This window comes from Stenotrophomonas capsici (assembly GCF_034961085.1).
Lineage (GTDB): Bacteria > Pseudomonadota > Gammaproteobacteria > Xanthomonadales > Xanthomonadaceae > Stenotrophomonas > Stenotrophomonas capsici.
Map to the genome: position 1 here is coordinate 1 of NZ_JAYFUH010000118.1, position 3247 is coordinate 3247.

A 3247-nucleotide genomic window follows, 5' to 3' on the forward strand; every position below is an offset into this window, starting at 1 on the left:
ATCGAGGCGATCCGCCGCTTCGCCGTGGCCTACCTGCGCAACGAGCAGAACCTGGACCTGGCCGCGTTCGGGGTGGATTTCGACATCTACTTCCTGGAAAGCTCGCTGTACAAGGACGGCAAGGTCGCCGAGACCGTCAACCAGCTGATCAGCTCGGGCCATACCTACGAGGAAGGCGGCGCGCTGTGGCTGCGCTCCACCGATTTCGGTGATGACAAGGACCGCGTGATGCGCAAGTCCGACGGCACCTTCACCTACTTCCTGCCGGACGTGGCCTACCACCTGAGCAAGTGGCAGCGCGGCTACGAGCGCGCCATCACCGAGTTGGGCGCCGACCACCACGGCTCGCTGGCGCGCGTGCGCGCCGGCCTGCAGGCGCTGGACCTGGGCATCCCCCAGGGCTGGCCGGAGTACGTGCTGCACCAGATGGTCACGGTGATGCGCGGCGGCGAGGAAGTGAAGCTGTCCAAGCGTGCCGGCAGCTACCTGACGCTGCGCGACCTGATCGAGGAAGTGGGCAGCGACGCGGTGCGCTGGTTCCTGATCGCGCGCAAGCCGGACTCGCAGCTGACCTTCGACATCGACCTGGCCCGCCAGCAGAGCAACGACAACCCGGTGTTCTACGTGCAGTACGCGCATGCCCGCGTCTGCTCGCTGCTGCGCCAGGCCCAGGAGAAGGGCCTGGACTACAAGCAGGCCGACGGCCTGGCCGCGCTGTCGCTGCTCGGCGACGAGCTGTCGTTGGAACTGATGAACGAAATCTCGCGTTACCCGGAAGTGGTGGAAGCCGCCGGCGCCGCGCTGGAACCGCACCAGGTCGCGCAGTACCTGCGTGAATTGGCGCACGCTTTCCACACGTGGTATCACGGGACGCCGGTGCTGGTGGACGACGGGGCCTCGCGCAACGCCAAGCTGACGCTGGCCTGCGCGGCCCGTCAGGTGCTGGCCAATGGCCTGGGCATCCTGGGCGTGAGCGCCCCGGAAAAGATGTAAGTCAAGGAGACGCAGTAGAAATGGCAGCACGACGCGGCAAGACACAGGCACGACGCAACAGCGGCAACGGCACGCCCGGGTGGGTGTGGCTGGTCGCCGGCGCGGCGATCGCTGCCGTGGTGTTCCTGGCGGCCCCGAACCTGTTCAAGAAGGACGGCGACGGTTTCCTGCGGGTAGGCCCGCAACCCAACCCGGACGCGCAGCCGGCGCCGGTCGCCGATGCCGACGTCGATGCGGGCGTGGATGTGCCACGGCCGGCCGCGCAGGCGGCCACCAAGCCGGAAGACAAGCCTGCCACGCAGTACGAGTTCTACAACCTGCTGCCGGGCACCGAAGTGCAGATGTCCGACGCCGAGCTGGCGGCCAGTGCCAAGGCCGAGGAACAGCGCCGTGCCGCGGCTGCGCGTGCCGCCGCAGCGGCCAGCGCCCCCCCGCCGACCGAGGCGCAGCGTGCGCAGGCCGCGCTGGAAGGTCGCCCGCTGCCGGCCACCGCCGCCCTGCCGGCACCGGTCAGCGAAGCACCGCGCCAGCCGACGCCGGTAGCCGAAGCCCCGCCGGCCCGCCCGGCCCAGGTCGCCTCCGCCCAGCCCGCTACCCGGCCGGCCGCGGCAACCCCGGCACCGGCCGCCGCCACACCTGCGGCAGCCAGCGAGAACGTGCGCTACATCCTGCAGGCCGGCGCGTTCGGCGCTTCCGGCGAGGCCGAAGCCACCAAGGCCAAGCTGGCGATGATGGGCCTGGCCGCGCGCGTGGAATCGGCGCAGATCAACGGCAACACCGTGTACCGCGTGCGCATGGGGCCGTACGGCACCGCCAGCGAACTGGCCGAGGCCAAGTCCAAGCTCGACGGCAGCGGACTGCAGGCGATGGCGATCAAGGCGCAGTGAAGTCGCCTACGGCGGCTTCACCCCAAAGTTTGTGAAACAAACTTTGGGCCCCGTGCCCCTCTTCTCCAAATCCCCGCGCCTGTCGGCGCGCCCCCTTTACTCAAGGGGGCTGCTGCGACTGACAGATCACTTGAAGAGCCCTTCGAACATTCAGGCCCTGACATCGCTTTGGTGTTGGGGCTTTTTGTTTGTGCCGTTGTAGCCCGGGTAAGCGGAGCGCACCCGGGGCTTTGAGTGCGCGCCTGCTCGAAATTCAATCTTTTTGCGACGTTGATTTACCTGCAAAGAGCACCCCTCCTCAACCCTCCCCAGCGCCGCAGGTGCTGGGGAGGGTTGAGGAGGGGTGCTTTGGCTCTTGGCTCTTGGCTTTAGCCCTTCTCCCGCCTGCGGGAGAAGGGTTGGGATGAGGGGGCGCTTTGGCTTTGGCCCTTTGCTTGAGGCGGCGACCTCCCCACACCCGCACCACCGCAAAGTGCGAAAATCGAAATCCCTGCCCCAAGGATTCCGCAATGTCCAAGACTGCATTGATCACCGGTGCCACTTCCGGCTTCGGCGCCGCCACCGCCCGTCGCTTCGCATCGGCCGGCTGGAAGGTGATCGTCACCGGTCGCCGTGCCGAACGCCTGCAGCCGCTGGTCGACGAATTCGGTTCCGGCACCGTGCATGCGGCGGTGTTCGACATCCGCGACAGCGCGGCCATGCAGGCGGCGCTGGCGGCATTGCCGGCCGGCTTCCGTGACATCGACCTGCTGGTCAACAACGCCGGCCTCGCCCAGGGCACCGCCGCGGCCCAGCACGCCAGCCTGGACGATTGGCGCACCATGATCGACACCAACATCACCGCGCTGGTCACGCTGACCCATGCGCTGCTGCCGAAGCTGATCGAACGCCGCGGCGCGATCATCAACATCAGTTCCACCGCCGCCATCTACCCGTACCCGGGCGGCAATGCCTACGGCGGCACCAAGGCCTTCGTGAGCCAGTTCTCGCTGGGCCTGCGCTCGGACCTGCACGGCACCGGCGTGCGCGTGACTGCGATCGAACCGGGCATGGCCGAAACCGAATTCACCCTGGTGCGCACGCACGGCAACCAGGCCGCGTCGGACCAGTTGTACAAGGGGGCCGACCCGATGACGGCTGCCGACATCGCCGAGCAGGTTTTCTGGGTGGCCACGCTGCCGCCGCACCTGAACATCAACCGCCTGGAACTGATGCCGGTCAGCCAGTCCTTCGCCGGCTTCCAGGTCGCGCGACAGGCCTGACCACCACAGCGGCGGTCGTGCGGACCACGCATTCACAGACAAGGAGACGCAGCGAGATGGAACGCCCCGGACATGCCGTCGCGGCACTGGCCCTGACGGCCGCAT

The 3247-nt window shown here is 68.0% G+C and carries 3 protein-coding genes; all 3 read left to right on the top strand.

The annotated features are described in order from the left end of the window. Positions 1–993: arginine--tRNA ligase (locus VA603_RS09445; protein ID WP_323438645.1), on the top strand; the 993-nt coding region annotated here is incomplete at its 5' end. Positions 994–1013: 20 nt separating this feature from the next. Continuing rightward, positions 1014–1880 carry an SPOR domain-containing protein gene (locus VA603_RS09450; protein ID WP_323438646.1) on the top strand — a complete coding sequence of 289 codons (867 nt, stop codon included), beginning with the start codon at positions 1014–1016 and terminating at the stop codon, positions 1878–1880. 509 nt (positions 1881–2389) lie between these two features. Next, a complete protein-coding gene (locus VA603_RS09455) occupies positions 2390–3142 on the top strand; it encodes an SDR family NAD(P)-dependent oxidoreductase (protein ID WP_132862606.1) in 753 nt (250 codons plus the stop codon). The last annotated feature ends 105 nt before the right edge of the window (positions 3143–3247 follow it).

Excerpts from the sequence above, each read along its gene's own strand:
- VA603_RS09455 (WP_132862606.1), top strand. The coding sequence starts at position 2,390 with ATGTCCAAGACTGCATTGATCACCGGTGCCACTTCCGGCTTCGGCGCC.
- VA603_RS09450 (WP_323438646.1), top strand. The coding sequence starts at position 1,014 with ATGGCAGCACGACGCGGCAAGACACAGGCACGACGCAACAGCGGCAAC.